Genomic DNA, 21,417 nt, shown 5'->3' with positions numbered 1-21,417 from the left:
GGCCCGCTCAGAGTTTGCGCTTGCGGGCCGGCGCCGCCTTGGCTGCGGTCTTGCGGGCGGCCGCAGCGGGTGCTTTGGGTGTCAGGCTCTTGGCCACCAGGCCGACCGCACTGCCGGCCATGGCGCCGGGCACGGTGGCCGCCTTGCGCAGGGTTTCACCGGCGGCGTCGAAGGACTGCTTGACGATGCTGCCGGCCAGGTTCTTGGCCGCATCGGTGGCGCTGTCCTTCATGGCCGTGGCCGCCAGCTGGGTGAACTGCTGGCTCAGGGCGCCCCACCATTGCATGGGGTCGACCACGGGCATGCTGGGCGCCGGCGCTTCGGCCGCCTTCTTCGGCTTGGCCGCTGGCGCAGCGGTCGCTTGACTGGCCGCTGCGAGAATTTCCGGTGGCACGCCCGGCCAGCTGCTCAGGCCCGTGGGCTCTGCTGTCGGCACCTTGAGCGCCTCGCTGAGCTGGGCCAGGGGCACATTCATGGACTTGAGGGTCGACAAGGTCATGCGCTGTACTTCCAGAGCCTGGATGGTGGCGCCCAGCATGCGCGCGTTCTGTTCCAGCCAGAACTGCACGGTGCGCAATTCCTCGATGCGCTTGCCCAGCTCCTCGGGGTTCAGGGTCGGCGCCACCCACTGGCCAATGCCGGGCAGGGCCGCGCCGGCGTTCTTGACCAGGCCTTGCAGGAAGTCGAAACCCGGGACAAATTTGCTGAAGCTGTTGGTGTCGGCCATGAGTGCTCCTAGGTTGGGTGGCTGGCCTGCATGGTACGACGTCAAACTAGGGAAGCTCTGCATGAATCAACCCGGCCCCTGCTAGCGCGGCCTCGGGCGGTCTGCGGCGTTGCACTTCTCGCCAATAGCTACAGCTATTGGCTTCAAACTGCGCCTTGCAGCCCATCCCGATCCGCACTGCATGGTCTCGCCCGGATTCATGCAGAGATTCCCTAGCGTACGTCTGACGGCGGCACCAGGCGTTCGACTTCGAAGCCCAGCTGGGTCAGCAGCAGGGGCAGGGATTGCTCGCCGCTCAGATGCAGGGCACCCACGGCGGCCAGCACCGGCCGGCCTTGCGCATGCAGGGCGGCGATGCCACGCGCCAGCGCGGGATTGCGCCCATCGTTGAGCCGCTGCAGCTCGGCCCGGTCCTGGGCGTCGTGGATGCAATCGCACCAGCGCTCGTAGTCGTGTAAGGTCGCCAGGTCGCCCGCGGCCCAGGCCTCGGCCAGGCGCCGCAGCGCCGGCCTCACTTGGCCGCGTTCGAGCTGGGTCAGGCCTTTGAGCAGCAGCTGGCGCGCCTGTTGGGTCTGTTGCGGGATCAAAGCCAGCAGTTGCAGCTCGGCCGATTCCAGGGCATGGACGCTGCGGCCTTGCTGGCGCGCCCAGCTGCCGAGCATCTGCTCCTGGCCGAAGCCGGGGTCGAGGCCGTCCCAGCGGGCCTGCAGCACCGTGTAGCTGCTCAGTTGCAGCAGCGGATGCAGGCCTGCCAGGGCGCCTTCGGGCAGGCAGGCGGTGCGCGCTTGGGCGGCCAGTCGCTGGTGCTCGGCCTCGCTCAGGCGCAGGGTTTCGCGTTGACGTGGTGGCTGGCTGAGCACCTTCAGCGTGGCCGGGTCCTGCAGGTCCAGCTCCAGGGCGAGCAGCTGCGTCTGGGCCATGGCCATGCGCAGCTGCGGCCCGGGAAATAGCCACTCCATGCGGCCGATGTGCAGGGTGCCGTAGAGGTAGGAGTTGATGCCGTCGCGACGCAGGCGGTAGAGCAGGCCGCGGTCGGGTGCTTGGGCGGCCAAGGTTTGGGCTTGTTCCGCGCTCGGGGCGGTGGCGCTGGGTGGGCAGGCGGGCGGCTTGGCACGCGCTGGCGCGGCGCCGAGCATCAGGGTGAGCAGGATCAGCAGGCGGGCAAGAAGCGGGTGGTTCATGCCGTGACGATGCCACACCTTGGCGGCGCTGCGCCGGAACTTCAGTGCTTGAAGCCGATGCTGCGGCGCGCCCGCACGCCGGGTTTGACTCGGTGCTCGGCCTCCAGCTGCGAAAGGAACTCATCGGGGCTCAGGGCCTCGCCCAGGGTTTCCACCTGCTGGCGCACGGCCGCGAAGTCGCCGGGGGTCAGCTGATCCAGGGCTGCCAAACGGCTGATCTGATCGGTGTCCAGCGCGGCCGCCTCGTCGCCGCAGGCCTCGCGGGCAAACATGCGCTGGCGCTGCTCGACGCGCAGGGGCTTGAAACCGATCTTGAAGGAAAAACGCCGCAGCGCGGCTTCGTCCAGCTCTTCAAAGAGGTTGGTGGTGCAGATGAAGATGCCGGCAAAGCGTTCCATGCCGGCCAGCATCTCGTTGACCTCGGAGACTTCGTAATTGCGCTCGGCCATGCGGCGGCTGCGCAGAAAGCTGTCGGCCTCGTCCAGCAGCAGTACGGCGCCTTCCGACTCGGCGGCTTCGAACATGCGGGCCATGTTCTGCTCGGTCTCGCCCACGAACTTGCTGGCCAGGTCGCTGGCCTGGCGCACCATCAGCGGCCGCTGCAGGGTCTGCGCGATGTGCTCGGCCAGGGCGGTCTTGCCGCTGCCCGGCGGGCCGTAGAAGCAGAGGTTGCCGACGCCGCGCCGCTGCAGGGCGGCGACGATGCGTGGCAGCTCGAAGCGCGACTCGCAATTCAAGAGCTCGAGCGCGTATTGCGTCACCGTGGGCCTGATGGCTCGGCCCTGGGCTCGCTGGCCCAAGGCCTTGTCGGCATTGGCGAGCTGGCGCTCGATCATCTGCTCGCAGTTGTCGCGGTCGCCGGCCAGCTGGGCAAAGCGCACCGCGGTGCGGATTTGCGCCGGCGTCAGGCCGCGTCGCTCAGCCAGGCGCCCCGCGAACTCGGCGCTGACCTGGACATCGGCCAGGGCCTTGTTGACCAGGCCCTGGCGCGCGCCGGGCGGCGGCGACTTGAGCTCCAGGTGGTACTGGAAACGGCGCCGGAAAGCCGGATCGATTTGCTCGATGCGGTTGGTGATCCAGATCACCGGCACCGGGTTGGTCTCCAGGATCTGGTTGACCCAGGCCTTGCCGGACACTGAACCCGAGGTCGGCGCCTCGGCGGCCGAATCGAGCCGTGCAATCAACTGGGCCGTGTCGGTGGACAGGGGCGGGAAGACATCCTCGACCTCGTCGAACAGCAGGGCGACATGGGCGCTGGCCTTGAGGAAGACCTGGCTGATCTGCAGCGAGCGGTAGCGGTCACGGCCTGACAAGCTGTTGCCGTCCCGGTCGGCATATTCCACTTCGTACAGATCCAGGCCCGCTGCCTGCGCCGCCACCTTGGCCAGCTCGGTCTTGCCGGTGCCGGGTGGGCCGTAGAGCAGCACATTGACGCCGGGCTCGCGCCGCGCCACGGCCTGGCGCAGCAAGGTGTTGAGCAGGGCCAGGTCTTCGGCCACGAATTCGAAATCGTCGGCACAGAGCTGGCTGCGCGTGGCCGGTCGGGTGAACACGGCCATCAGGTCGTGTGGTCCGGGGTACTCGCGCATCAGCACCGGCGGCAGCTGGTCGCTGACCTTCATCAGGTCGGCCAGGTCGGTGATGTTGTGCTCGGAGATCAGGTTCTCCACCATGCCGATGCGCTCCAGGCGTGAGCCGGCCCGCAGCGCTTCGGCGACTTCCTGTTCATTGACGCCGGCCACCGCTGCAATCGCGGCGAAGGCCTCTTGGGCGGTGTTGACCTTGAACTCGACCAGGGCGCCGCGCAGCTCGCGCTGGTAGCGCGCCAGCGTGCCGTAGAGCAACAGGGCACGTTCGGCCGGGTTCAGTTGCAGCAGGGTGCCAAGTGCGTCGATGTTCTTCTCGACCAGGGTGGATTCGCGCTTGAGCTGGCGGTCCAGCCACTCGCTGGTGGTGGCCAGCAAGGCCAGCATGTCTTTGGGCGCGTCCTTGACGTATTCGTCGAGATAAAAGAACAGGGTGGATTCCGAGAACGGGCCGTTCCAGACCCCGTGGCGCAGCAAAAAAGCCTCGTCGCTGAGCTGCTCATGGCCGCGCCAAAGCTCATTACCCTGGCAGCGCAGGGCCAGGTAATCCCGCAGGCGGCCCAGCACGCGCAGCGGCCAGACCAGATGGCGGCCGGTGAAGGAGAGCAGGCCATTGAAATCACGGCGCAGGTTGAAGCGGCCGGCATGCTTGACCGTCAAGGTCAGCACGAACTGGGAACACATGCGGTCCAGCACCGGTGCGTCCTTGAGGCCGGGCGAGGGCAGCAGGCGCACCGCGCTGCGCACCTCGGCCTGCGTTGCGGCGCTGGCGGGCTTGCCAAGAACAACAGGGCCCCCGCTGGCGGGGGCCTTGGCTTTGGCGGGCCGGGGGCTCGCTGTTCGCTTGACCATGGGCTGCATCCCTTGCTGAAAGCGCGCCGGCTCAGAGCCGACGCTGCCCCATCTTGGCGCAGCCGCGCGCCGAGGACAAGGGCCTGGCGCGGTGTTTTTTAGCGGCAGTTCAGTGCATCACCACCGGTTGATGGCCCATGCTGGCATAGCCTTCGATGAAGTCATCTAGGTCTTCCTCGCTCGGGTCTTGTTCAATCAAGGCCTCGACGCCGTCCTGGAACTGCTGGGCCAGGGCGCCCTCGATGAAGATCTCGCGGCGCGAGAATTTGTCGACGATCTCATAGCCGCCGCGGTGCAGCTGCAGCTCGGGGTTGGCTTGCAGGAATTCCCCGGGGACCGGTTCGGTGACTTGCACGTCGAACTTGACGACACTGAAACTGGGGGAGTTGTAAAGCATGTGCATGGTCGGCTCCTTTCAGCGTCAACTGCGGCCAGCGTGCCGTCTTTCAAGGCTTATCGGCAGCCCCGTGCACCTGGCCGTGAGTAAATAGTGTCAGATTGCAGGCCTGTTCGGCGCTTCGCTGCAGAAATTTCATGTTGGAAGCGTCAAAAAACACACGTGGATGCGGGGTCCTCAGGGTTTCTCTGCTGGCGCGCTGAGCTGCATCTGCCAACCACGATCATCGGGCAGGTCCATGATCAACTGAACCGGGATATGGCCGCGCGCCGGGTCCAGCCAGACCTCGATGTCGCCGCTGTAGGGCCCGAGCGCGGCCCGACGCAGATGCAGGGCGCGGGCAATGCTGGCGCCGGGCAACTCCAGGGTTTGCTGGTCCAGCACCTCGAAGTGCCATTCGCGCGCCTCGCCACGCAGCGCGACCACGGGCAGGCGCAGCTCGCTGCCCGGCGGGTAGCGCTCGGGTGCGGCTTCGATCATGGCCGCGAGCTGTATCCACCAGCTGAGCCGGTCTTGCACGCCGGGCGGCAAGGGCACCTCCTCGCTGCTGGCGGAAAAGCTGATCAAGCCTTCCTCGCGGCGAAAGTTGGTGGCGACCATGTCGCGGCCGCGGCGCTGCTGGACGTAGCGGTCCGGGCTCAAGCCTTGCGCGTCGAGCTGCCCCTGGCTTTTCCAAGCCGGCAGCGGCCGCCCTTCCAGCTCGCGTTCCAGCAGCAAGCTGTAGTCGCGTTCTCCCGGTTGCCAGTTGAGGCGGGCACGGCCGTACTGGCCGTTCTGCAGCAGGATGTAATGCCATTCGCCGGGCGCTGCCAGGCGGACGCTGGCCGGTGGGGCCTGCACGGGCGCCGGCCCGTTTGCGGAATCGGGTGCGCTATCTGGCCTGGATTCAGCTTGGGCAGCCGGCGTTTCGGCAGGCACGGCGGACCCTGGTCGACGCGGGCGGTCTGGCCTGAGCGTCGCGGCCGGCTCTGCTGTCATGTCGGATGCGACCGGCGCAGAGATTTTTTGATTCATCACCCGCACCGTGGTGAGGCCGGGCGTCGCGCGCTCCGTGCTGGCTGTCGGCGGGCTGCTGCCGGCCTGCATCAGCCAGGCGTGCGCGGCCAGGCTCGCGGCCAGGGCGAGCAGCCAGGGGCGGGCCAGGAGCCAGCGCTGAGTGGTGAAGAATTCGAGGTGCATCGTTTCGCATTGGACAATGCCGTCATCGCAGCGCTGTATTGTCACCATCGATGAAACTTGCCACCTACCAGGATGGGTCCCGCGACGGCCAGCTCGTGCTGGTCTCGCGCGACTTGAGCCAGGCCCATTACGCCAGCGGCATCGCCACCCGGCTGCAGCAGGTGCTGGACGACTGGGGTTTTCTGTCGCCGCAGCTGGAAACGCTCTACACCGACCTCAACCATGGCCGCTTGCGCCATGCCTTCAATTTCGAGCCCAAGCGCTGCCTGGCGCCGCTGCCGCGCGCCTACCAGTGGCTCGAAGCCTCGGCTTATCTGAGCCATGAGGCCCTGCTGCGCCAGGCCCGCGGGGCCGAGCTGCCCGACGGTTTCCTCAGCGAGCCCTGCCTGTCACAAGGCGGCAGCGACGACTTCCTTGGTGCTTGCGAGCCGGCGCGTTTTGCCTCCGAAGCCATGGGCATTGATTTCGTGGCCGAGCTGGCCGTGGTGACCGGCGATGTCGAGCGTGGCGCGAGCGCCGGCGAAGCGCTTGAGGGCGTGCGGCTCTTGATGCTGGCCAATGGCTGGTGCTTGCGTCAGCTGGCTCCGGCCGAGCAGGCCCGGGGTGGTGGCAGCTTGCACAGCAAGCCGTCTGCCTCCTTCAGCCCGGTGGCGGTGACGCCCGATGAGCTGGGGGCCTCTTGGCGCGAGGGGCGGGTCGACCTGAGCCTGCAGACCATGTGGAACGGCCGCAAGGTCGGTCATTGCGAAGCCGGCGCCGAGATGAGTTTTCACTTCGGCCAGCTGATCGCCCAGGCGGCCAAGACCCGACGCCTGCGCGCCGGCAGCATCGTTGGCTCTGGCGCGGTCAGCAAGCAGGATGGCAGCCACGGCTACAGCAGCATTGCCGAGAAGCGCGCCATCGAAACGCTGGACAGCGGCGCCGCCAAGACCGAGTACATGAAGTTCGGTGACAGCATCCGCATCGAGATGAAGGGCCGTGACGGCCTGAGTCTGTTCGGCGCCATCGACCAGGACCTGCTGTCCCTGGATGAGTCCGCCGAGTGATTTTCCCTGACCCCTTTTCCCCGCCGACGCAGGAGACGCGATGATGGAACGCCGCCCCTTGATCTTGTTGCCGCTGCTGAGTTTGTGCAGCCCCTGGGCCCGTGCGGGCCTGAGCGAGGGTGACGCCGCCGCCGGCATTCGCGCGGCGCTGGAGCGTGGCTGTACCGCGGCGGTGGCCCAGCTCGGCCGCGCCGATGGCTTTCTGGCCAACCCGGCCGTGCGCATCGAGCTGCCCGGTCATCTCAAGGATGCCGCGAAGCTGCTCAAGAACCTGGGGCAGGGTCGCAAGGTCGATGAGCTGCTCACGACCATGAACCGCGCTGCCGAAGCGGCCGTGCCTGCGGCCCGTCCCTTGCTCATAGCCGCCGTCAAAGGCATGAGCGTGGAAGACGGCCTGAAGCTGCTCAAGGGCGGTGACGACGCCGTGACGCAGTTCTTTGCCAGCAAGACGCGTGTGCCCTTGATCAAAAAGTTCCTGCCCATCGTCAGCCAGGCCACCCAGAAGTTGGCCCTGGCCGACAAGTACAACGCCGTAGCCGGCAAGGCCGCCGGGCTCGGCCTGCTGCGCGCCGAGGATGCCAACATCCAGCAGTACGTGACCGGCCGGGCCATCGAAGGCCTGTTCCAGATCATTGGCGAGGAAGAGCGCAAGATCCGCCAGGATCCCTTGGGCACGGGCAGTGCCTTGCTCAAGAAGGTATTTGGTGGCCTTAACTAGGGCTGGCTCGAGCGTCGGTGCGCGCTGCGCAAGTGGCCGAACAGCGTGTTTACGGGCGCCTGGGCCGCTGGGTGGACAATACGCGCTCGATTCCTTTCGCAGTCCTGCCGCACTTGCCCTCATGAACGACATTCCCGATTCGACCCAGCCCACTCCCATCGCGCCGGTGGAAGCCCAGGCCGAAGCCGCTGTTGTGGCCGCCAACGTGGCCGCTGACGCCGAGCTCACGCCGCCCCAGGCGCCGGAGACGGTTGCGCCTGCTGAGGCTGCCGTGCCTGCTGCTGCCGCGGCAAAGGAGATGAGCCCGGCAGCCTGTGCGGCCCAGCTCAAGGCCTTGTTTCCGGCCCTGTTCGGCGGCGGTGCCTTCAAGCCCTTGAAGCTGCGGGTGCAGGCCGATATCCAAGAGCGGGCTCCGGGTCAGTTCAGCAAGGCCCAGCTGTCTGCCTTTCTGCGCCGCTTCACCGGCAACACCGGCTACCTGATCGCCTTGAGCAAGGCCACGCAGCGCTTCGACCTGGACGGCCAGCCGGCCGGCGAACTCAGTGACGAACACCGTGCAGCGGCACGCGAAGAGCTGACCCGCCGGCGTAACCTCCAACAGGAGCGTGTCGCCAGCGAACAGGCCGAGCGTGACCTGGCCCAGACCCAGCGCCGCAACCGTGCCGGCCTGCTCTATGACTTTGAGCGCACCACGCTGACATTGCCGAATTTCTGCGTGCTCAAGGGCGTGTCGGCCGAGGAGTTGCCGGGGCTGCTGGACATCGCACGCGCGGAGCGCGCAGAAGAGCCGCCGCGCGAAACCCGTGAATCCCGTGAAATGCGGGATCCACGCCAAGCGCCGCGCGGCCCGCGTGGCCAGGCTGGCGGAGAAGGCCGCGGCGATACACGCCCGGCCGGCCGCCGCGATGGCGCAGGCCCGCGCGGTGCGCGCGGACCCGGCGGCCCGGGCAAAGGCAGGCCTGCCGGCGGCCGCTGAAGCAGCTGAAGCCAAGAGCCGACATCCATTCGCCAACGGCCTGCTTGTAGCAGGCCGTTTTGCTTGTCAAGCTGCGGATTACCTGAGCGTAGTTCCTTGGATGTGAAGTATTTGTGTCGCTGTTAACTTGTGTGCTCGATGGCGGACGGGAGTTGTGCGCCAAACGAGGGATGCAGATCCGGGGTTTGGACGCCCTGGGCTGCGGGTAACGCAATTCAATGACGGAGTGGAAATGAAAAAACTGATTCTCTTGAGCTTGTTGGCTGCCGCAGGCGCCGCACATGCTGACGTGATCTACAGCAATGGCCCGGTGGTGGGCGGCAATGGCTTGTCCGTGCTGACCTTGCCGGCCACGACTTTTGGCTTTGGTGCCAACACGACCGCAGGTCTGGCCGTGGCCGACGACTTCACGGTTGCCGCTGGCACTGTGTGGAATGTGCAAAGCCTGGACTTCTTCGGCTACCAAACTGGTTCCACCGGCTTCACCTTCACTGGCGCCACCTGGAGCATCGTTTCCGGCGACGTGAACACCGGCACCGTGGTGGCCTCAGGCAGTGGCGCCGTGACCAACGGCGGTCTGCAAGGCTACCGCGTCACCGAAACCACGCTGACCAACACTCAGCGCGGCATCTACAAGGCCAACGCTGACGTCAGCGACTTCCAACTGGCGGCTGGCAGCTACTGGCTGCGCTGGAGCCTTACCGGCTCCCTGGCTTCGGGCCCCTGGGCGCCGCCGACGTCCGATGCACGAGAAGGCAATGCGGCTCAGGCATCCACCACCTCTAACGGCAGCTTCAATCAGCTGATCGATGCCGGCTCCACCCTGACGGTGGAACTGCCCTTCGGCGTCAACGGCACCATCGCTGCTGCCGTGCCGGAGCCGTCCAGCTATTTGCTGATGCTGGCCGGTGGTCTGGCCGTGGCCGGTGTGGCACGTCGCCGCCGCCAAGCCCAGTGATCTGAGCTGCGCGCTGCGCAGATCGCCAAAAGGCCTGCTCTGCAGGCCTTTTTTTCGTCCGGAGGGTGTTGGAGTCAACCGTGCTTCAGCCTGGCACAGTCGAGCGTTCCTACAATGTCGCCATGAACACCTCAGCCAGCACCTACACCCGCGGCGGCCGCCTGGCCGAGATCATGCAAACGCGCATTGCCATCCTCGATGGCGCCATGGGCACCATGATCCAGCGCTACAAGCTGAGCGAGGCCGATTTCCGTGGCGCCCGCTTTGCCGAGCACGCGACCGATCTCAAGGGCAACAACGACCTGCTGGTGCTGACCCGGCCCGATGTCATCAGCCAGATCCACGAGCAGTACCTGGCCGCCGGTTCCGACATCATCGAAACCAACACCTTCGGCACCACCACCGTGGCGCAGGAAGACTATGGCCTGCAGGCTCATGCCTATGAAATGAATGTGGCCGCGGCCCGCCTAGCCCGTGCCGCCTGCGACAAATACAGCACGCCAGACAAACCGCGCTTCGCCGCCGGCGCCCTCGGCCCGACGCCGCGCACCGCCAGCATCAGCCCCGATGTCAACGACCCTGGTGCTCGCAATGTCGATTTTGACACCTTGCGCGCCGCCTACTACGAGCAGGCCAAGGGTTTGCTGGAGGGCGGGGTTGATCTGTTCTTGGTGGAGACCATCTTCGACACGCTCAATGCCAAGGCGGCCATCTTTGCCTTGGATGAGCTGATGGAGGACACCGGTGAGCGCCTACCCATCATCATCTCGGGCACGGTGACCGACGCCTCAGGTCGCATTCTCTCGGGCCAGACCGTGACCGCCTTCTGGCATTCGGTGCGCCACGCCAAGCCCCTGGCCATTGGCCTGAACTGCGCGCTGGGCGCCACGCTGATGCGCCCATACATCGAAGAGCTGGCCAAGGCGGCCGGTGCGGTGGCGGTCAGCTGCTATCCCAATGCCGGACTGCCCAACCCCATGAGCGACACCGGCTTTGACGAGACGCCCGATGTCACCGGCCGGTTGATGAGCGAGTTCGCGCGCAGCGGTTTTCTCAATATCGCCGGCGGCTGCTGCGGCACCACGCCCGATCACATCGCGGCGATCGCCAAGGGTGTGTCGGCCTACCAGCCACGGCCCTCAGGCTCCAAGTTCCTGAGCCAGCTGAGCGAACAAGCTGCCTGAAAACCCAAGTCTGACTTCAGCTGGCCCCGGCCAGCTTGAGCAGCTTGTCGACGTTGACGCGCAGCTTCAGCTCATGCGGCGCCAGGCTGGCCGCGATGGCTTGGCTGGCCAGTCGGGTGTCGCGCGGCACCGGCTCGCTCAAGGGGTTGCCGCTCTTGCCGAGCAGGGAGGCCACCAGGGGCTCGGTGGCACTGTGGCCGCGCTTGATGACCATGCCAACCTCGCCATTGGCCAGACGCACCAAGCTGCCGGGCGGGTAAAGGCCAGTGGTCTTGATCAAGGCCGCACCGGCTTCGTCGGGTTGCTTCAGCTCATCCAGGAAGACGGCGCGCGCGGCCGAGGCGCCAGCCATAGCCTGGCGTGAACGCCGTGGGCTCAGCCGGGCACCAAAGATGTCGATGCGGCGCAGCACACGCGCCAGCTGTTCGGCCGGAGCGCGGCCGGCCAGCGGGCCGGGGCCGGCGTCGTGATGCAGGCAGACAGTCTTCAGCCAGAGTTCAGACTTGACCCCCAGGCTGCCGAGCAGCTCGGCGCTGCGGTCGCCATGCGAGACCAAGGCTTGCTGCTGGGCATGGCTGGGTCCGTCCTCCTGGGAGGCCAGGCGATCCTGCTGGACGGTGATGCTCAGGTTCATGCTGAGCGCTGCTTGCGTGAGTGCCAGGCGCCAGTCTTCGGGCCAGCCCAGCTGGCGTGCGCAGAGTTCCGCCAGCACCAGGCTGAGCAGGGCGTGGCGGTCGCTGTAGCTCTGGAAATCCAGGCTGGCCTCGAGGATCAGCAGCATCAGGACGGCATCGGGCTTGGCATTCAAGCGCGCCAGGGCATCGTTGTGCAGTTGCTGGAAGCGCGGCTTGAAGTCCTCGGCTTTCGGCTCACGCAGCAGGCTGCGGGCATGCATCTGCAGATCGGCCCAAGCGGCCTGTTCGCCGAGCTCGACCTTCTGCGCCTTTTCCTGGCGGAAGTCGGCCTGCACTTTGACGATGTCAGCGAGCACCGCGCCCTGGTGCATCAAAGTGTCCATCTTGTGCGCCAGGGCGCGTTGGTACTCCTTGGTTTCATGGGCCTGGACCCAGGCACCGCGGGCGATCAGGGCTTGCACCTGGGGCGTGTTGGGCAGGGGCTGTCCGGCGGCGAAGAGCAGATTGCCCTCGGCGTCGCGCAGGGCGAAACTGAGCACCTGGCCGATGCGCAGGCTGTTGGGGGGGAGTTGGATCAGGTCCAAGATGGTCGTTCAGGGTTCACGGTAGATTGTCGGCATTTGCCCGGCTTTGCTTGAGTTCGGACACAGTGGGGTGCGTAAAATGCAGCTGTCCGAGGAGCGTTGCGACGGGTTCACACACTCAGCCAAGTGTGCCGCCAGGCTCGGACAGGTGCAGCCCGGGGAAACCGCAGGGCCGGCGCCCGGCAACGACGCTCACCGATTCCTCTGTGTTTTCTTGATTGAGCACGTGCGGGGCTGCGGTGAGTACGCGGCTCCGCCTTTGCGACAAAGGCCGCCATGACCCACACCACCTCCCCCGCTGCCGCATCGATTCCGCCCGCCATGAAGCTCTCGGGCCTGGAGCCCGTGCAGATCGGCGCCGGCACGCTGTTCGTCAATGTCGGCGAGCGCACCAATGTGACCGGCTCCAAGGCCTTCGCCCGCATGATCCTCAACGGCCAGTTCGAGCAGGCCCTGGCGGTGGCACGCCAGCAGGTGGAGAACGGCGCCCAGGTCATCGATGTGAACATGGACGAGGCCATGCTGGACAGCCAAGCGGCCATGGTGCGCTTTCTGAATCTGATCGCCGGCGAGCCCGAGATCGCCCGCGTGCCCATCATGATCGACAGCTCCAAATGGAGCGTGATCGAGGCCGGCCTCAAATGCATTCAGGGCAAGGGCATCGTCAATTCCATTTCGATGAAGGAAGGCGAGGCCGAGTTCCGCCGCCAGGCCAAGCTGGTGCGCCGCTACGGCGCCGCGGCCGTGGTCATGGCCTTTGACGAGCAGGGCCAGGCCGACACCTTCGCCCGCAAGATCGAAATCTGCGAGCGCGCCTACAAAATCCTGGTGAACGAGGTCGGTTTTCCGGCCGAGGACATCATCTTCGACCCGAACATCTTCGCCATCGCCACCGGCATCGAAGAGCACAACAACTACGCGGTCGACTTCATCGAAGCTACGCGCTGGATCAAGCAGAACCTGCCCGGCGCCAAGGTCTCGGGTGGTGTTTCCAATGTCTCCTTCAGCTTCCGCGGCAACGACCCGGTGCGCGAGGCCATCCACACGGTCTTCCTGTACCACGCCATCCAGGCGGGCATGGACATGGGCATCGTCAACGCCGGCATGGTGGGCGTCTACGACGACCTCGATGCCGAACTGCGCGAGCGTGTCGAAGACGTGGTGCTGAACCGCCGCCCAGATTCTGGCGAGCGCCTGATCGAGGTGGCCGAGCGCGCCAAGGGCATGGCCATCGACGACACGGCCCGGCTGGCCTGGCGCGCCGGTGATGTGAACCAGCGCCTCAGCCATGCCCTGGTGCATGGCATCACCGATTTCATCGACGCCGACACCGAGGAAGCCTGGCAAGCCATTCAGGCCAGCGGCGGCCGGCCCCTGCATGTGATCGAAGGCTCGCTGATGGCCGGCATGAATGTGGTCGGCGATCTCTTCGGCGCCGGCAAGATGTTCCTGCCCCAGGTGGTCAAGTCGGCCCGCGTGATGAAGCAGGCGGTGGCGCATTTGCTGCCGTACATCGAGGCCGAGAAGAAGGCCTTGATCGACGCCGGCGGCGAGGCCAAACCCAAGGGCAAGATCGTCATCGCCACCGTCAAGGGCGATGTGCACGACATCGGCAAGAACATTGTCACCGTGGTCTTGCAGTGCAACAACTTCGAAGTCGTGAACATGGGCGTGATGGTGCCCTGCCAGGACATCCTGGCCAAGGCCAAGGAGGAAGGTGCGGACATCATCGGCCTGTCTGGCCTGATCACGCCCAGCCTGGAGGAGATGCAGCATGTGGCCGCCGAGATGCAGCGCGACGAGCATTTCCGCTCGCGCGGCACGCCGCTCTTGATCGGCGGCGCCACCTGCAGCCGCGTGCACACCGCCGTCAAGATCTCGCCGCATTACGAAGGCCCGGTGGTCTATGTGCCTGATGCCTCGCGCAGCGTCGGCGTCTGCAGCGATCTGCTCTCGGACGAGCGCGCCGCCAAATTCATCGCCGACCTGCGCAGCGATTACGAGCAGGTCCGCCATCTGCATGCCAATAAAAAGCAGACGCCCATGGTCAGTCTGGCCGAGGCACGCGCCAACAAGCATGCCGTGGACTGGGCTAGTTATCAGCCGCCGGTGCCCCAGTTCATCGGCCGCCGCGTGATCCGCAACTACGACCTGGCCGACCTGGCCGAAGCCATCGACTGGGGCCCGTTCTTCCAGACCTGGGATCTGGCCGGCCCCTTCCCGGCCATCCTCAAGGACGAGATCGTCGGCAGCGAGGCGCAGCGTGTCTTCAGCGATGGCAAACGCATGCTGGAACGCCTAATCAAGGGCCGCTGGCTGCAGGCCAATGGCGTATTCGGCCTCTACCCCGCCGCCCAGGTGAACGACGACGACATCGAGATTTACAGCGATGAGAGCCGCAGCGAGGTCTTGATGACTTGGCATGGCCTGCGCATGCAGAGCGAGCGGCCGGTGGTGGATGGGGTCAAGCGCCCGAACCGCTGCCTGTCCGATTTCATCGCGCCCAAGGGCGTGGTGTCGGATTACATCGGCTTGTTTGCGGTCACCGCCGGCCTGGGCGTGGAGAAGAAGGAAGCCCAGTTCCTGGCCGACCACGACGACTACTCCGCCATCATGTTCAAGGCTTTGGCTGACCGCCTGGCCGAAGCTTTCGCCGAGCGCCTGCACCAGCGTGTGCGTACCGAGTTCTGGGGCTATGCCGCGGACGAGGCGCTGAGCAACGAGGCGCTGATCCAGGAGCAGTACCGTGGCATCCGCCCGGCTCCGGGCTATCCGGCCTGCCCCGACCATCTGGTCAAACGCGCGCTGTTCCAGACCCTGACGCCGGAGGAGATCGGCATGGGCCTGACTGACAGCATGGCCATGACGCCGGCTGCCAGCGTCTCGGGCTTCTACTTTGCGCACCCGGACGCGGCCTACTTCAATGTCGGCCGCATCGGTGAAGACCAGGTGTCCGACTGGGCGCAGCGCATGGCGCTGAGCAAGGAAGCGGCCGAGCGGGCGCTGGCACCGCTGCTCTGAGCGGCAGCAGCCAGCGCGTGCCTACGCTCGCTTACAACTGATTCGTGCAGAAAGTCGCGAAATGCTCCGGCGCGTGGGAACCTCGAACCCTGCCCGCTGTTTTTGACTCCTTTTGGCGGGCGCGGAGTCTCTTGATGAAAGCCCCTTTGCACTTTTCTTCCAGTCAAATCATGGCCAGCGTCCTCGGCGCTGTGGTTCTTTTGGGCGGCGCCTATGCCGTCGGTCGTTCACAAGGGCCGGCCGAAGCCGTGCCTGCGCCCGTGGCGACAGCAGCGGCACTGCCGAGCAAGGCCGAGCGCGAGCCAGCACCCGGCAAGACCGAGTCGTCGGTTTTGTGTTCAGACTGCGCTCGTGTGCTCTCAGTCCATGAGGAAAGCCGCGAAGGCAAGGCCAGCGGCCTGGGCGCGGTGGGTGGCGCGGTGATCGGCGGCCTGTTGGGCAACCAGATCGGCGGCGGCAATGGTAAGAAGATCGCCACCGTCGGTGGGGCAGTCGCCGGCGGCATGGCCGGCAATGAGATCGAGAAGCGCCAGAAGGCGCATCGGGTCTGGGTGGTGCGCGTCAAGCTTGACGACGGCCGCGTGCAGAGCTTTGTGCGCGAGAGCGATCCGCAGTTCCAGGTCGGCGATGTGCTGCGGGTCCGCAATGGCCAGTGGCAACACCAAGCCTGAAATCACGCGGCGACGGTCGCCGCCGCTTCAAGTGACGGTTCGCAGCGGCAGGCTGATCGAGAAACGCACGCCGTCTGGCAAGTGGCTGGCGACGATGCGGCCGTCCATGCGGGCCAGGTAGCTGCGCGCGACGAACAGGCCTTGGCCGCGGTGCTCGGCGCCCTCGGTGGCGCTGCTGACGCCGTAGTCGAAGATGCGATCGAACAGGGCGGCCGGGATGGCCTCGCCCTGGTTGTCCACATGCAGCTGTGCCATGCCATTGGCCTGCTCCAGCGTCATCCGGATGGCGGTGCCGGGGTGGCGGTGCCGGTCGGCATTGCGCAGCAGATGGGCGATGACATCCTCCAGCGCATGTTCGTCGGCATCGACCGGCAGCGCGCCCGCCTGCCAGGGCGTCAGCTGCACCGCAGCGATGCCCGCATCGGCCGCGTTCTCGGCAATCAGCTGCACAAAGGCGGCCAGATCGAGGGCCTGCGGGTTCAGGGCGGCGGCGGCCAGCGCTTCGCTGGGGCTGGCGGTGCCGTAGAGCACGCGCACCGCCTGCTGCATGCGCAGCAGATAACGGCGCTTGGGGTCGTCTTCGCGCGGATGCAGGGCCAGCAGCGATTGCAGCGGCGACATGATTTCATGCCCGACCGCATGCCACATGTCGTGCTCATGTTCGGCGCGCAGCTGCTCGCGCCGCAGTGCCAGCTTGGCGCGTGAGAGCAGATCGGCCAGCGTGCCGGCCAGAATGCCCAGCTCGTCGCGGCCGCGCAGATCGGCCACATCGAGCTCGCCGATGCGCTCGTCGATGCGGGCCGGCTGCATGTTGTAGGACACGGCCGCGGCGCGCTTCGTGAGCCGGGCGATGCGGCGCATCAGGCCCAGTGTGATGATGGCCCAGGCCAGGAAGATTGCGCCCAGCATGGCGCCCACCAGCCAAGACACCCGCGTCGCCACCGCGCTGAGCGCTTGGTCGACGCTGCGCCAGTCGCCGCTGAGGCGAAGCTGGTAGCGGCCCAACGGTGTCAGCACTTCGGCCTCGGCCAGCGGGGGCGGTGGTGTCTGGCTCAGCGGCAGGCGGCGGATCAGGCGGGTCAGCCAAGGCGAGGGCAGGGTGTCCAGTGGCTCGGACGCGGCGCCGCGCAGCTCGGCCACGCTGCGGCCTTGCTGGCTGATGCGCAGCAGCTCGCCCCGTTGCAGTTCACGGCCCAGGCCACCCAGGGTCAGCGGCGAATGGGCCGGGCCGGCCTGGTTGTCGAACAGCTCAGCGCCCTGCGGGCCCAGCAGCTCGATGTGCAGGCGCAGCTGGCTCAGATCGGCCGGTGGCCAGACCAGCTCGCGCGGCGCGGCCAGGGCTTGCTGCAATTCCGCGACCGGTACGCGTAGAGAGAACAGGGTCTGACGCGGGCAGTCGTCGGCGTTGGAGGGTGCGGCATCGGCGAGGCAAGGGCCTTCACGCCACAACCAGCCGCGGAAATCGCGGTCCGGGCGGGCCGGGCGCAGCTGGGTCTCGCCGGGCGGCACTTCAAAGCCGGTCAGCCGGCCGCGCTGCTGGAAGCGCCCGCCACTCTGCGCCTCGAAGGGCGCCAGCCATTGCTGGTTCTGGCCGCGCCACTGCACGCCGATGCGCACCCGATGCACCTCATCCAGCAGCAGCTGACCCGGCTGGCGGCCCTGCAGCGGGCCGGCCGGCAGCGAGCCGATGGCGTAGACAAAACCGCCGGCAAAGGCATTGCTGCCCAGCGCCAGGCAGAGGCTGCGGCCCTCGCCCTGGTCGCGTGCGCAGCCGGACATCTCGACGGCGCTGCGTGTCTTGGCGGGGTCGTCGAAATCGATGGTCGAGAAGGGCAGCAGCAGCGGCGTCTGGCCATCCTCGGCCTCGGCCTGCGGGTTCAGCAGCGCCAACTGGCCGCTGGGGTGGCGCAGCCGCGCCGCCAGCGCTTGCAGCTGGTGCTCAAAGCCTTGCGCATAGCGCTGGTAGGCGCGCTCTTTCTCTTCGCGCAGCAGCGTCACCGCGAGCAGCAGCGTGGCCAGGGCCAGCAGCAGGAAGACGCCGTGGAAGACGATGCGGTTCCGGAAGGCCAGCAGCGGCAGGCGGGGCATGTCTGCCACCCGGGGCAGGCGGCGCAGCAGGCTCACCGGGCCGTCCAGCGGAAGCCGCGCATGGGCACGTTCTCGATGCCGTCGAACGCCGCATCAACCTCGCGGAAGGCTTCACGGATGGCCGCCACATGCTTGCGGACATTGTCCTTGCTGCGCCCGCTCTTGACCACGTCGAACAAGGACTCATAACTGACCACCTCACCGCGCTGCTGCACCAGGGTGGCGAGGATGCGCTGTGCCGTCAGCGGCAGGTTGATGCGCTGGCCGCGCCACATGGCCGAGCGCTGCCACAGCGGGTCCAGCACCAGGCCTTGCACCGCTTCGGGCGCGGTCTGGCGGCTGCGCGCGGCGCGCAGCATGTCCAGAAAGGTGTCGACGAATTCGGCCTCGCTGAAGGTGGTCTTCTGCAGATAGTCCCAGGCGTCCAGCGCCTTCATGATGCCGCGGTAGATGGCCGCCGGCATGGCCGAGATCACCAGCACCGGCGTGCCCTGGTGCAGCTTGTTGATGGCATTGATCAGGGCCACGCCGGCATGGCGCTCGCGGCCCAGCTCGATGTCCAGCAGCACCAGGTCGTAACGCTCGCGGCTCAGCGCGCTTTCGGCGCTGTCGCGGTCGAACCAGGTGTCGATCTGCAGCTCGGGTCGGGTGCTGCGGATCCAGCCGACCAACTGGTCGCTGGTCGGGCGGTCGTCTTCGATCACGGCAATGCGAGTCATGGCGGGATTATGTGAGGCGCGGACGGTGCTGCCTCGGAAGCTTTCTTCCGCGCTACGGAGCAAAGCCGCCCGTGGCCGGCATGGCGTGTTCGCGGCCTCAGAAGCGACAGTGGCTTCACCCCCCAACCCACGGCCCAGGAGGCCACCACCATGAAGCTCCCCTCCTTGCATCTGCCCGAATCGCTGCGCCACCTGCCCGCCCGCCTCGGCGGTGGCCTGCAGCGCCGCTTGCCGGCCTTGCTGCTGCTCAGTGGCCTCGCTGCGGCGGGTGTCGGCCTGCTGATGGTGCCGCCCTTCTACACGGTGGCTCGCGGTGAGGTGGCAGTGCGCACCAATCTGTTCACCGGCAGCCTCAGCAGCGCCAACGAAGGCCGGCTGCTGCGCTTGCCCGGCGTGCACGAGGTGCGTGCCTTGCCGCTGCGCGACCAGACATACCACGCCAGCCGCATGGCGGCGGCCAATGGTGCCGGCGCGCTGCAATCGTTGGAAGGCCTGTCGCTGGGCCTGGATCTAACCCTGGCCTGGCGCATCGACACGCGCCAGTTGCCGGGCCTGGCCACGCGCCTGCCCGAGCAGATCGAACGCGACCTGATCGAACCGGCCCTGCAGTCAGCGATCTATCCGGTCGTGGCTCAGCACACGGTGCGCGAGATCTTCTCCAGCAAGCGACGCGAGATCGAGCAGGCGATTGCCCAGACCCTGAGCAAGCAGCTGGCCAGCCAGGGCCTGGAGCTGCGCAGCCTGCAGATCGGCCATGTGGACCTGCCGGCCGACTACCGCGCCGGCATGGACGGCCTGCTGGCCGAAGGCCTGGCCGCCGAAAAGATGCAGTTCACGCTGCAACTGAAGGCGCAGCAGGTCAAGCAGTCCGAGCTGGAGGCGCATGCCGACAAGTCTCGCCGCGAAATCGCCGCCGAGGCGGCCGAGCGTGAGCAGCTGATCGCGGCGCGCGCCCAGGAGGAGGCGATGAAGCACATCCTGCCGCTCAAGCAAAAGCAGATTGAGCAACGCACGCTGGAGGCCGAGGCCAACAATGCGCAGCGCATCAAGATGGCCGAAGGCAATGCGCGCGCCCGCCAGATCGAGGCCGAGGCCGAAGCGCGTGCGCGCGAGAAGATGGCCGATGCCGAGGCCTACCGCATTGCCCAGCTGAGCAAGGTCGATGCCGAGCGCATGGCGCGCGAAGGTGTCTTGCTGAGCCAGCACCCGCTGCTGGTACAGAAGGCCATGGCCGACAAGCTGTCCGACAAGGTGCAGGTCATCATCGCGCCGCCTTCGGCCAGCGGTGCTTTCATCGGCTCGGGGCTGCTGGGCAACGCCGCTCAGCCCGTGGTCGCTCAAACCCAGGTGCAGGAGTGAGCCATGCGTGAACGCAAACCCGCTCCCTTGTTCCATGCGCGGCCGCTGTGGTGCCAGCTGCATCCCGTGCACGTTCGCAGACGTTCGCGCGGCACCTGGCTCTGCTCGCTGACTGTGGCTGTAGCTCTGGCCGCCTGTGCGCTGCAGGCCTGGGCAGCGCCGTCGCGCCAAGCGATGTTGGTCCTGCAGGACGGCGCGGCCCTGCGCATCGCGCCCAAGGAAGGCAGCCCCGAGCAGGCCCGCCTGATTCGAGGCGAGGCTGTGGAGCTGCGCGGGGAACGGCTGGACTGGCTGCAGGTCTGGGACTACCGGCGCGAACGCGGTGGCTTTGTGCGGCGCAGCCAGCTGCTGCCGCTGCCGAGCGATCAGCCCACGCTGCGGGCGCAGCTGCAACTGGCTTTGCCGCAGGAGGGACAGGAGGGCCTGGCCCTGGCCCTGGCCAGCGCTTTCGTGCAAGCGGCCCCGGCGGCCGAGCTGAGCAGCGCGGTCGGTGCCGAGGTGCTGGATGCGATCGGCCAGCTGGGCCAGCGCATCGCGGCCAGCAGCGGCGTGCGCCGCGCCGGCCTGCTCGATGTGGCGGCGCGTTATGGCCTGCGCTTCGAGGCCTTCGAACAGGGCGACGGCAGCGTCAAGCTCTGCGATGCCGGTGATGCCTACCGCGCCCTCTTGAACCTGCCGGCAGCCACGCCCACAGCCAAGGCCCGCGCCGCGCTGGCGCTGACGCAGCCGGACTGCCGCCCCACGACCCTCAGCAGCAGTCAGCGCCTGGCCAGCGACGAGGCGCGTGCTGCGCTCCTGCAGCAGGCGCCGTTGCAAGGCCTGCCGCAGTACCAGGCCAACCGCCTGCGCAGCCGCCGCGCTGCCGTGGCCGCGAGCCGCGCTTTCCTCAGCCAAGCCCCGGTCCTGGCCGCAGAGGCGCAGGCCGAACTGGCCCAGGTCGAGGTGGCCGAGCTGGCCGAAGACGACCAGGGCGAATTCAATGACGCTGCCATGCGCGTCAATGCCGTGCGCTGGCTGGCGCTGCCGGCCCTGCAGGAGCGCCAGCTCTCCGCCCAGCTGCAGCTGCGCCTGGTGGCCGGCAGCAGCCCCGGCGAGCAATGCCTGCAGCTGCGCCAGCAGGGCCAGCTGCTGCTGAGCAAGTGCAGCGTCGCCCGCCTGCCTCTGGCCTCGGCCACGCTGAGCCGCGAAGGCCGGGCGATTGCCCTGGCGGCACAGCCGCTGGATGGCTGGCGCGAGCTCTGGTTGCTGCGCGCCGGCCCGCAGGGCTGGACGCTCGATGTGCTGCCGCCGAGCTTGGCTGCGCCCGGCCTGGGTTACGTCGAGTTCGCCGGCTGGGTGCCCGGTGGCCGCGAGCTGCTGCTGGCCAGTGAGTCGCGCGCCGAGGGCCGCTACAACCCGCGTCGCTTCATCCAGCTCGACCTCACGAGCCTGACGCCGCTGCGCCAGTCGCCCGACGCCACGGCCCTGGGCGCCTTCCAGCGCTGGGCCGATCCGGCTTGGCGTGGGGCTTCGGCGGCCTTGCGTTGATGGCTTGAG

Annotated in this window: 17 protein-coding genes and 1 riboswitch; of the genes, 9 read left to right on the top strand and 8 right to left on the bottom strand. The window is 67.3% G+C overall.

Annotated features, from left to right (window positions below; translation table 11 throughout):
- Nucleotides 1-7: 7 nt before the first annotated feature.
- The 5 genes from LNV23_RS16195 to LNV23_RS16175 form a co-directional block, all read right to left on the bottom strand.
- Complete coding sequence (locus tag LNV23_RS16195; RefSeq protein ID WP_263563915.1) at nt 8-727, bottom strand: PhaM family polyhydroxyalkanoate granule multifunctional regulatory protein; 720 nt, start codon at nt 725-727, stop codon at nt 8-10.
- A gap of 212 nt (nt 728-939) precedes the next feature.
- Nucleotides 940-1,908 carry a TraB/GumN family protein gene (locus tag LNV23_RS16190; protein ID WP_263563914.1) on the bottom strand — a complete coding sequence of 323 codons (969 nt, stop codon included), beginning with the start codon at nt 1,906-1,908 and terminating at the stop codon, nt 940-942.
- Between the two features lie 41 nt (nt 1,909-1,949).
- On the bottom strand, nt 1,950-4,346 hold the full coding sequence (locus tag LNV23_RS16185) for an ATP-binding protein (RefSeq protein ID WP_263563913.1): 2,397 nt from the start codon (nt 4,344-4,346) through the stop codon (nt 1,950-1,952).
- A gap of 109 nt (nt 4,347-4,455) precedes the next feature.
- Nucleotides 4,456-4,749: a BTH_I0359 family protein gene (locus LNV23_RS16180; RefSeq protein ID WP_263517839.1), complete on the bottom strand. Its 294-nt coding sequence runs from the start codon at nt 4,747-4,749 to the stop codon at nt 4,456-4,458.
- Nucleotides 4,750-4,920: 171 nt separating this feature from the next.
- Nucleotides 4,921-5,922, bottom strand: coding sequence for a DUF3108 domain-containing protein (locus LNV23_RS16175; protein ID WP_263563912.1), 1,002 nt, complete (start codon nt 5,920-5,922; stop codon nt 4,921-4,923).
- A gap of 50 nt (nt 5,923-5,972) precedes the next feature.
- Here LNV23_RS16175 and LNV23_RS16170 point away from each other — a divergent pair, with 50 nt between their 5' ends.
- The 5 genes from LNV23_RS16170 (at nt 5,973) to LNV23_RS16150 (ending at nt 10,804) form a co-directional block, all read left to right on the top strand.
- The gene (locus tag LNV23_RS16170) at nt 5,973-6,968 is read left to right on the top strand and encodes a fumarylacetoacetate hydrolase family protein (RefSeq protein WP_263563911.1); all 996 of its coding nucleotides are present in this window, start codon (nt 5,973-5,975) and stop codon (nt 6,966-6,968) included.
- Nucleotides 6,969-7,011: 43 nt separating this feature from the next.
- Nucleotides 7,012-7,686, top strand: a complete 675-nt coding sequence (locus LNV23_RS16165) for a DUF4197 domain-containing protein (protein ID WP_263563958.1) — start codon at nt 7,012-7,014, stop codon at nt 7,684-7,686.
- A gap of 121 nt (nt 7,687-7,807) precedes the next feature.
- Entirely contained in the window at nt 7,808-8,662 is an 855-nt protein-coding gene (locus tag LNV23_RS16160; protein ID WP_263563910.1) for a ProQ/FINO family protein, read from the top strand.
- Nucleotides 8,663-8,894: 232 nt separating this feature from the next.
- Complete coding sequence (locus LNV23_RS16155) at nt 8,895-9,620, top strand: PEP-CTERM sorting domain-containing protein (RefSeq protein WP_263563909.1); 726 nt, start codon at nt 8,895-8,897, stop codon at nt 9,618-9,620.
- Between the two features lie 122 nt (nt 9,621-9,742).
- Complete coding sequence (locus tag LNV23_RS16150; RefSeq protein WP_263563908.1) at nt 9,743-10,804, top strand: homocysteine S-methyltransferase family protein; 1,062 nt, start codon at nt 9,743-9,745, stop codon at nt 10,802-10,804.
- Nucleotides 10,805-10,820: 16 nt separating this feature from the next.
- Here the strand turns inward: LNV23_RS16150 and LNV23_RS16145 are convergent, their stop codons facing one another.
- Nucleotides 10,821-12,023, bottom strand: coding sequence for an HD-GYP domain-containing protein (locus LNV23_RS16145; RefSeq protein WP_263563907.1), 1,203 nt, complete (start codon nt 12,021-12,023; stop codon nt 10,821-10,823).
- Nucleotides 12,024-12,108: 85 nt separating this feature from the next.
- Nucleotides 12,109-12,224: riboswitch (S-adenosyl-L-homocysteine riboswitch) on the top strand.
- A gap of 75 nt (nt 12,225-12,299) precedes the next feature.
- Here LNV23_RS16145 and metH point away from each other — a divergent pair.
- Nucleotides 12,300-15,044, top strand: a complete 2,745-nt coding sequence (gene metH / locus LNV23_RS16140; protein WP_263563906.1) for a methionine synthase — start codon at nt 12,300-12,302, stop codon at nt 15,042-15,044.
- 170 nt (nt 15,045-15,214) lie between these two features.
- Complete coding sequence (locus LNV23_RS16135) at nt 15,215-15,715, top strand: glycine zipper 2TM domain-containing protein (protein ID WP_263563905.1); 501 nt, start codon at nt 15,215-15,217, stop codon at nt 15,713-15,715.
- A 27-nt stretch (nt 15,716-15,742) separates the two neighbouring features.
- Here the strand turns inward: LNV23_RS16135 and LNV23_RS16130 are convergent, their stop codons facing one another.
- Nucleotides 15,743-17,839, bottom strand: coding sequence for a sensor histidine kinase (locus LNV23_RS16130; RefSeq protein WP_318023247.1), 2,097 nt, complete (start codon nt 17,837-17,839; stop codon nt 15,743-15,745).
- Complete coding sequence (locus tag LNV23_RS16125; protein WP_263563904.1) at nt 17,836-18,522, bottom strand: response regulator transcription factor; 687 nt, start codon at nt 18,520-18,522, stop codon at nt 17,836-17,838. Before LNV23_RS16125 ends, LNV23_RS16130 begins: the two co-directional genes overlap by 4 nt.
- Before the next feature lie 150 nt (nt 18,523-18,672).
- On the opposite strand from LNV23_RS16125, the gene LNV23_RS16120 reads away from it, so the two are divergent.
- Nucleotides 18,673-19,881 carry an SPFH domain-containing protein gene (locus LNV23_RS16120; protein ID WP_263563903.1) on the top strand — a complete coding sequence of 403 codons (1,209 nt, stop codon included), beginning with the start codon at nt 18,673-18,675 and terminating at the stop codon, nt 19,879-19,881.
- Between the two features lie 3 nt (nt 19,882-19,884).
- Complete coding sequence (locus LNV23_RS16115; RefSeq protein WP_263563902.1) at nt 19,885-21,408, top strand: hypothetical protein; 1,524 nt, start codon at nt 19,885-19,887, stop codon at nt 21,406-21,408.
- Nucleotides 21,409-21,417: the final 9 nt, after the last annotated feature.

Source organism: Kinneretia sp. DJ1R-11, assembly GCF_025717595.1.
Taxonomy (GTDB): Bacteria; Pseudomonadota; Gammaproteobacteria; order Burkholderiales; family Burkholderiaceae_C; genus Paucibacter_A.
This window is presented reverse-complemented; position numbering and strand designations above follow the sequence as displayed.

Bases quoted from the DNA above. Each gene is read 5' to 3' on its own strand.
- LNV23_RS16195 (WP_263563915.1), bottom strand. From the start codon at position 727: ATGGCCGACACCAACAGCTTCAGCAAATTTGTCCCGGGTTTCGACTTC.
- LNV23_RS16190 (WP_263563914.1), bottom strand. From the start codon at position 1,908: ATGAACCACCCGCTTCTTGCCCGCCTGCTGATCCTGCTCACCCTGATG.
- LNV23_RS16185 (WP_263563913.1), bottom strand. From the start codon at position 4,346: ATGGTCAAGCGAACAGCGAGCCCCCGGCCCGCCAAAGCCAAGGCCCCC.
- LNV23_RS16180 (WP_263517839.1), bottom strand. From the start codon at position 4,749: ATGCACATGCTTTACAACTCCCCCAGTTTCAGTGTCGTCAAGTTCGAC.
- LNV23_RS16175 (WP_263563912.1), bottom strand. From the start codon at position 5,922: ATGCACCTCGAATTCTTCACCACTCAGCGCTGGCTCCTGGCCCGCCCC.
- LNV23_RS16170 (WP_263563911.1), top strand. From the start codon at position 5,973: ATGAAACTTGCCACCTACCAGGATGGGTCCCGCGACGGCCAGCTCGTG.
- LNV23_RS16165 (WP_263563958.1), top strand. From the start codon at position 7,012: ATGGAACGCCGCCCCTTGATCTTGTTGCCGCTGCTGAGTTTGTGCAGC.
- LNV23_RS16160 (WP_263563910.1), top strand. From the start codon at position 7,808: ATGAACGACATTCCCGATTCGACCCAGCCCACTCCCATCGCGCCGGTG.
- LNV23_RS16155 (WP_263563909.1), top strand. From the start codon at position 8,895: ATGAAAAAACTGATTCTCTTGAGCTTGTTGGCTGCCGCAGGCGCCGCA.
- LNV23_RS16150 (WP_263563908.1), top strand. From the start codon at position 9,743: ATGAACACCTCAGCCAGCACCTACACCCGCGGCGGCCGCCTGGCCGAG.
- metH (WP_263563906.1), top strand. From the start codon at position 12,300: ATGACCCACACCACCTCCCCCGCTGCCGCATCGATTCCGCCCGCCATG.
- LNV23_RS16135 (WP_263563905.1), top strand. From the start codon at position 15,215: ATGGCCAGCGTCCTCGGCGCTGTGGTTCTTTTGGGCGGCGCCTATGCC.
- LNV23_RS16125 (WP_263563904.1), bottom strand. From the start codon at position 18,522: ATGACTCGCATTGCCGTGATCGAAGACGACCGCCCGACCAGCGACCAG.
- LNV23_RS16120 (WP_263563903.1), top strand. From the start codon at position 18,673: ATGAAGCTCCCCTCCTTGCATCTGCCCGAATCGCTGCGCCACCTGCCC.
- LNV23_RS16115 (WP_263563902.1), top strand. From the start codon at position 19,885: ATGCGTGAACGCAAACCCGCTCCCTTGTTCCATGCGCGGCCGCTGTGG.